Genomic DNA, 7,038 nt, shown 5'->3' with positions numbered 1-7,038 from the left:
ATAGCGGAGGGGTTCCACGCGTACCCATCCCGAACACGACCGTTAAGCCCTCCAGCGCCGATGGTACTTGGACCGAAGGGTCCTGGGAGAGTAGGACGCTGCCAAGCGAAGGACCACTGTTGATGAACAATCGACGGTGGTTTTTTTATTTATCCATGTTTGGGCGATTTCTTGAAGCTCGAGAAGGTCGGCGGATTATGAATGGGCGTTTTGCCACATAATAATAGCCTATTGTAACAACGCTAAGATGTGGCGGGTGCTTCGAGGCAAAGTTGATGGCATTAAGATCGGCACTTGAATATGTTTTGATCATTGGCCTGCAAATATTGGACATCCCATCCAGAGATGTCTTTTTTTGAATCGTTGTCTTTTACCAGTGGACATGTATTTTCGGGTATTAGACAAGTGCATTTTCTGTTTGTTTTACCATCCTCAATTCCTTGACAGCTTCGCAGGGCCTTTGCTAAGATGGCAATAATATATTTTCAGAAAATGATTTTCAAGCCTTGTAGTATAAGGGTTTTGACGAATACAATACATGACAATGAGGGGGAAGTTCCAAGGTGTGGGAAGACAAATTCAGTAAAGAAGGATTTACTTTTGATGATGTGTTGCTGGTGCCGCGCAAGTCTGAGGTGCTGCCGAAGGAAGTGGACGTGTCCACGAGATTAAGCAAGCATGTGAAGCTCAACATTCCGCTCATCAGTGCCGGTATGGATACCGTTACCGAATCCGCCATGGCTATCGCGATCGCCAGAGAAGGCGGGATTGGCGTTATCCATAAGAACATGCCCGTTGAGCAGCAGGCTGAAGAAGTAGACCGCGTAAAACGCTCCGAAAGCGGCGTTATTACGAATCCATTCTCCCTGACACCTGATCACCTTGTTTCCGATGCCGAGCAAGTGATGGCGAAATTCCGCATTTCCGGCGTGCCGATTGTGGACGAGCAGCATAAGCTGGTGGGGATTTTGACGAACCGCGACCTGCGTTTCGTACACGATTACAGCATTCACATCAAAGAAGTGATGACGAAGGAAAACCTGGTTACGGCTCCGGTCGGCACAACGCTGCAAGAGGCTGAGGTCATCCTGCAGAAGCACAAAATCGAGAAGCTTCCTTTGGTTGACGATAATAACGTTTTGAAGGGCCTTATTACGATTAAGGATATCGAAAAAGCGATCCAATTCCCGAATGCGGCGAAGGATGCGCAAGGACGCCTGTTGGTCGGCGCAGCGATCGGTATTTCCAAGGACGGCCTTGACCGCGCCGAAGCGCTTGTAAAAGCCGGCGTCGACATGATTGTGGTCGATTCCGCGCACGGACATCACATCAATATCCTTGATTTTGTCCGCAAACTTCGCGGCTTGTATCCTGAACTTACGATCGTGGCAGGCAACGTCGCTACCGGCGAAGCCACACGCGACTTGATCGAAGCCGGTGCCTCTGTCGTTAAGGTTGGCATAGGACCTGGTTCCATTTGTACGACGCGCGTGATTGCCGGTATCGGCGTACCGCAAATCACTGCGATTTACGACTGCGCGAAAGTCGCCCGCGAATACGGCATTCCGCTCATCGCCGACGGCGGCATCAAATATTCCGGCGAGATCACGAAAGCGTTGGCTGCAGGCGGCCATGCGGTCATGCTGGGCAGCATGTTTGCCGGCACGGAAGAAAGCCCGGGCGAGTCTGAAATTTATCAGGGACGCCGCTACAAGGTATACCGCGGCATGGGCTCCATGGCGGCCATGAAGCAGGGCAGCAAAGACCGCTACTTCCAGGACGACGATAAGAAGCTCGTACCGGAAGGCATCGAAGGACGCGTAGCGTACAAAGGCCCGCTGAAGGATACGATCCATCAGTTGATCGGCGGCCTTCGCTCCGGCATGGGATACTGCGGAACGAAAAACCTCGAAGAACTTCGCGAAGACACCCAATTCGTACGGATTACCGGCGCAGGACTCCGCGAAAGCCATCCGCATGACGTCCAAATCACGAAAGAAGCTCCGAACTACTCCGTATAAAACCGAAGATGATTTGCACTTAACCAACATCTTCTTGTACAGACAGGCCGAATTTAGGCCTGTCTGTCTTTTTTTGCTTAATCCCCTGTGATAGAATAGAACAAGTAAGATTTCAATGGGCAAGAGGGGAGTTAACAATTCATTGAGTAAGAAATGGAAGTTGTCGGGCCGTTCCGGCCATAAGAAGAACAAACGTCACCTCGTTAAAAAGAGCATAGCCTCGGTTATGCTTTTGAATATGCTTTGCCTTTCCGCTTTGCCGGCCACCATGGTGTTTGCGGAGAAGGCGCAGACAAGCACGACTGCTACAACGAACAGTACGACTACGGTAGCAGGAAGCATCCAGAAGCCGGAGCTGAATTTAAAATCCGCCATTTTGATCGAAGCTTCAACGGGGCAGGTGCTTTTGTCGATGAATGCCGACGAGCCGCTTCCGCCGGCAAGCATGACCAAAATGATGACCGAGTATATCGTTGCCGAACAGGTTAAGCAGGGGAAGCTGAAATGGACGGATAAGGTTACGGTAGGGGAAAATCCCAAATTAACTACCGGTTCGCGTATTTTTTTGAATCAGGGAGATGTTCATACGGTTGAGGAACTGTATATCGCCATGGCTGTAGGCTCAGCCAATGACGCAACGGTGGCCCTGGCCGAACGCGTAGCCGGTTCCGAACAGGAATTCGTGAAGCTGATGAACGAAACGGCCAAGCAAATGGGCATGAAAACCGCGCATTTCATTAATGCGACCGGCCTTGATAAAAAGGACATGCCTGCCAAATTCCGGCCGGAGACGGACAAGGAAGACGTCATGTCGGCGAAGGATGCGGCCATTCTCGCCATGCACATCGTGAAGGACCATCCGGATTACGCCAAATATACGGCGATTCAATCGTACAAATTCCGGGAGCGCGATAAAGCACCCATCGTGAACTACAACTGGATGCTGGAAGCGAATAAGAACATCCCGAATTTCAAAGCTTATGCATATCCGGGTTTGGACGGCCTGAAAACCGGGCACACCCAGAATGCGGGCAACTGCTTTACGGGCACGGCCGTACGCAACGGCATGCGATTGATCAGCGTCGTCATGGGGGCCGATTCCGAGGCTCACCGGTTCACGGAGACGAAAAAAGTTTTGGACTTTGGTTTCGATAACTTCGAAGTCAAGCAGGTCGTACCCGGAAAATCGAAAGTCGAAGGATTGGACACCGTTCCCGTCAAAAAAGGCGTAGAGACTAAAGTCGGGGTCGTCAGCGACGGCGATGTCAGCTTCGTCGTGCCGAAAGGCGGCGACGCGAAAGGCGTGAAGTTCCAAACGAAGCTCGATGCTGCCGAACTGGTAGCGCCGATCAAAAAAGGGACCAAGGTTGGAACGATTACGTATACGTACAAAGCCGAAGGCATGGACCAGGCACAGACCAAGACGGTAAACCTGGTGACCTCCGAGGATGTCGAAAAGGGCAGCTGGTTCCGTTTGTTCTTCCGGGCCATCGGAGAAATGTTTGCCGATTTGTTTGACGGAATAAAAAATCTTTTTTAAGATATTCAAAAAGCATTAGCTTATAGATTGAGATGATACACATTTCGGGAGGCGTGGACATGGAAACAGGGACTTCGAGAGTAAAAAGAGGCATGGCAGAAATGCAAAAAGGCGGCGTCATCATGGACGTCATGAATGCCGAGCAGGCAAAAATCGCTGAAGCGGCGGGTGCGACGGCCGTTATGGCTTTGGAGCGCGTACCGTCCGATATTCGCGCAGCAGGCGGCGTAGCCCGCATGGCCGATCCGACGATCGTCGAGGAAGTAATGAAAGTGGTATCCATTCCGGTCATGGCGAAAGCCCGCATCGGTCATTACGTGGAAGCGAAAGTGCTGGAATCCCTGGGCGTCGACTACCTCGACGAGAGTGAAGTGTTGACTCCTGCCGATGAAGTATTCCATATCGATAAATGGGACTTTACCGTTCCTTTCGTGTGCGGAGCCAAAGACCTTGGCGAAGCGCTGCGCCGGATCGGCGAAGGCGCATCGATGATCCGTACGAAGGGCGAGCCGGGAACGGGCAATATCGTCGAAGCCGTTCGCCATATGCGCTTGATCAACAGCCAAATCCGCAAAGTGCAAAGCATGTCCAAGGACGAGCTGTACGCAGAAGCGAAAAACTTGGGCGTGCCTTACGATCTGCTTTTGGGCGTGCATGAAAACGGCAAGCTGCCGGTGGTCAACTTCGCCGCGGGCGGCGTGGCTACGCCGGCTGACGCTGCGCTGATGATGCATTTGGGCGCCGACGGCGTGTTTGTTGGCTCCGGTATTTTCAAATCGGACAACCCTGAAAAATTCGCCCGCGCGATCGTGGAAGCGACAACGCATTACCAAGACTACAAACTGATCGCCGAAGTATCGAAGAACCTGGGAACTCCGATGAAAGGCATCGAGATTTCGAAGCTGAGTCCGGCTGAACGGATGTCGGACCGCGGCTGGTAAGAGAGAAGGCTTGAGACATATGAAAATCGGGGTGCTGGCACTGCAGGGTGCCGTAGCAGAGCATATTCGCAGCATTGAGCTGGCCGGCGCCGAAGGCGTCGCCATTAAGAAAAAGGAAGAACTGCAGGATATCCAAGGCCTGATCATTCCCGGCGGCGAAAGCACAACGATCGGCAAATTGATGCGCAAATACGATTTTATCGATGCGATCCGCGAGTTTTCCGCGGCTGGCAAACCGATTTTCGGAACCTGCGCAGGTTTGATTGTGCTCGCCAAAACGATTGAAGGCCAGGAAGAAGCCCATTTGGAGCTCATGGATATCACCGTAGCCCGGAACGCATTCGGACGCCAACGGGAGAGCTTTGAAACCGATCTGGACGTCAAAGGCATTAACGAGCCGGTTCGGGCCGTGTTTATCCGTGCCCCGCTCATCCGCAGCGTAGGGGACCAAGTGGATGTGTTATCCTCTTACAACGGAGAGATCGTGGCGGCAAGACAGGGACATTTGCTGGCGTCTTCGTTCCATCCGGAACTGACCGACGATTACCGGCTCCATCAATATTTCGTGGATATGGTAAAAGCCGGCCAAGCGTCATAAAACCCTGCTTTTGTGCCGATATATAACATGACAGACACCTTGACTCTTTTTATGATATCTAAAGCCTCCAAATAGGGTAAGCTTTGGATAAGGGGATTGCTCAGCTTGCCGATTCCGGCCGAACCGGGATTGGCGGGCTGGAGCGATATACCCACAAGGGTCGGGGTTATTTTTTTGAACATGCAGAAATATGGTTTGGCTCATGGAACGTAGCCAATAGAAGTTTTCATAAGATGTACGCTGAGGAATTCCTTCACGTAGATTCGAGGATTCCGGCCGGATACATGTAACCATTTTGGGAGGAATTTTGGAATGCTGGATGTAAAAATATTGCGGACCGACTTTGCGAAAGTCGAACAAGCGCTGAAAAACCGCAACAAATCGCTCGATTTGATCGCTGGTTTCCCCGAGCTGGACACGCGCCGCAGAGAATTGCTTCAGGAAAGCGAAGCGCTGAAAAACCGCCGCAACGTCGTGTCGGGCGAAGTGGCCAAGCGCAAAAAAAATAAGGAAGACGCGGAAGAGCTGATTTTGGAGATGCGCGAGGTGTCGGATCGGATCAAAGCTATGGACGAGGAGATCCGCGAACTCGAAGCCTCTATCTCCGAACTGATGATGGCGATCCCGAATATCCCGCACGAGTCCGTTCCTGTAGGCGCTTCCGAAGAGGACAACGTCGAAATCCGCCGCTGGTCCGAGCCGAGAACGTTCGATTTCGAGCCGAAGGCTCACTGGGACATCGCGCAGGGGCTTGATATTTTGGACTTTGAAGCGGCGGCTAAAGTAACGGGCTCGCGCTTTACCTTTTACAAAGGGCTGGGAGCACGTCTGGAGCGTGCATTAATCAACTTTATGATGGATCTTCACAGCGGAGAGCACGGTTATGAAGAAATGCTGCCTCCGTACATCGTCAACGGCGACAGCTTGCGCGGGACGGGGCAGCTTCCTAAGTTCGAAGAGGATCTGTTCAAGATCCGCGACACCGAATATTACCTGATTCCTACTGCCGAGGTGCCTGTAACGAACTACTACCGCGACGAGATTTTGACGGTGGAGGATTTGCCGAAGCATTTTGTGGCCTACAGCTCCTGTTTCCGTTCGGAGGCCGGTTCGGCAGGACGGGATACCCGCGGGTTGATTCGCCAGCATCAATTTAACAAGGTAGAGCTGGTTAAAATCGTGGACCCTGAGAAATCGTATGAAGAGCTGGAAAAGATGACGGCCGACGCCGAACACGTCCTGCAGCTTCTGAAGCTGCCATACCGCGTCATGGCGCTGAGCACGGGGGATATGGGCTTTTCCGCCGCCAAAACGTATGACCTTGAAGTATGGCTGCCTGAGAGCGGCATGTACCGGGAAATCTCGTCTTGCTCGAATACGGAGGATTTCCAGGCGCGCCGGGCCAATATCCGGTATCGTCCGGAGCCGAAGGCCAAACCTGAATTCGTGCATACGCTGAACGGTTCGGCGCTGGCGGTCGGCCGGACGGTTGCGGCCATTTTGGAAAACTATCAGCAAGAAGACGGCAGCGTGGTCGTTCCGGACGTTCTGCAGCCTTACATGGGCAATGTCAAAGTGATCGCTCCTAAACAGAAATAAGCTTGAACAATAAAATAAACTATGGTATGATATTTTTGTTACGCCTAACGTAACCTTTAATATTTATACCATCTGGAGAGGTACCGAAGCGGTCATAACGGGGCGGTCTTGAAAACCGTTAGGGTGCAAGCCCACATGGGTTCGAATCCCATCCTCTCCGCCAGATATCGTAAACGACAGAAGTCATCCGAAACGGAATGGCTTCTTTTTTATTTTTAGGCTTTAGCCAGTTGAGCTCGCGAAGCGTGCGAAACAAAAAACCACCCGCTATGCGGGTGGAGGGAACGAGGGTTTGACCAACAAGACCATCCCGATAAAATTGAGATGTTCAGGCTCAAT

5 protein-coding genes, 1 tRNA gene and 1 rRNA gene are annotated in these 7,038 nt (G+C 52.0%); all 7 read left to right on the top strand.

What is annotated here, in order from left to right:
- Positions 1–107: ribosomal RNA gene (rrf, locus tag KI367_RS26325) — 5S ribosomal RNA — on the top strand; the annotation flags it as partial.
- A 456-nt stretch (positions 108–563) separates the two neighbouring features.
- Positions 564–2,021, top strand: a complete 1,458-nt coding sequence (gene guaB, locus KI367_RS26320; protein WP_212953203.1) for an IMP dehydrogenase — start codon at positions 564–566, stop codon at positions 2,019–2,021.
- A 160-nt stretch (positions 2,022–2,181) separates the two neighbouring features.
- The gene (locus tag KI367_RS26315; protein ID WP_373316306.1) at positions 2,182–3,561 is read left to right on the top strand and encodes a D-alanyl-D-alanine carboxypeptidase family protein; all 1,380 of its coding nucleotides are present in this window, start codon (positions 2,182–2,184) and stop codon (positions 3,559–3,561) included.
- Between the two features lie 59 nt (positions 3,562–3,620).
- Positions 3,621–4,502 (top strand): pyridoxal 5'-phosphate synthase lyase subunit PdxS, encoded by an 882-nt coding sequence (gene pdxS, locus KI367_RS26310; RefSeq protein ID WP_036714760.1) that lies wholly within the window; start codon positions 3,621–3,623, stop codon positions 4,500–4,502.
- 19 nt (positions 4,503–4,521) lie between these two features.
- The gene (gene pdxT, locus KI367_RS26305; protein WP_212953206.1) at positions 4,522–5,100 is read left to right on the top strand and encodes a pyridoxal 5'-phosphate synthase glutaminase subunit PdxT; all 579 of its coding nucleotides are present in this window, start codon (positions 4,522–4,524) and stop codon (positions 5,098–5,100) included.
- A 312-nt stretch (positions 5,101–5,412) separates the two neighbouring features.
- Complete coding sequence (gene serS / locus KI367_RS26300; protein WP_212953196.1) at positions 5,413–6,699, top strand: serine--tRNA ligase; 1,287 nt, start codon at positions 5,413–5,415, stop codon at positions 6,697–6,699.
- Positions 6,700–6,773: 74 nt separating this feature from the next.
- Positions 6,774–6,862: transfer RNA gene (locus KI367_RS26295), tRNA-Ser, on the top strand.
- The last annotated feature ends 176 nt before the right edge of the window (positions 6,863–7,038 follow it).

The sequence above is a fragment of the Paenibacillus cookii genome (assembly GCF_018333375.1).
Taxonomy (GTDB): domain Bacteria; phylum Bacillota; class Bacilli; order Paenibacillales; family Paenibacillaceae; genus Paenibacillus_AQ; species Paenibacillus_AQ cookii.
The sequence above is the reverse complement of the archived record's forward strand: the minus strand, read 5'-3'. Positions and strand labels throughout refer to the sequence as shown.

Excerpts from the sequence above, each read along its gene's own strand:
- serS (WP_212953196.1), top strand. The coding sequence starts at position 5,413 with ATGCTGGATGTAAAAATATTGCGGACCGACTTTGCGAAAGTCGAACAA.
- pdxS (WP_036714760.1), top strand. The coding sequence starts at position 3,621 with ATGGAAACAGGGACTTCGAGAGTAAAAAGAGGCATGGCAGAAATGCAA.
- pdxT (WP_212953206.1), top strand. The coding sequence starts at position 4,522 with ATGAAAATCGGGGTGCTGGCACTGCAGGGTGCCGTAGCAGAGCATATT.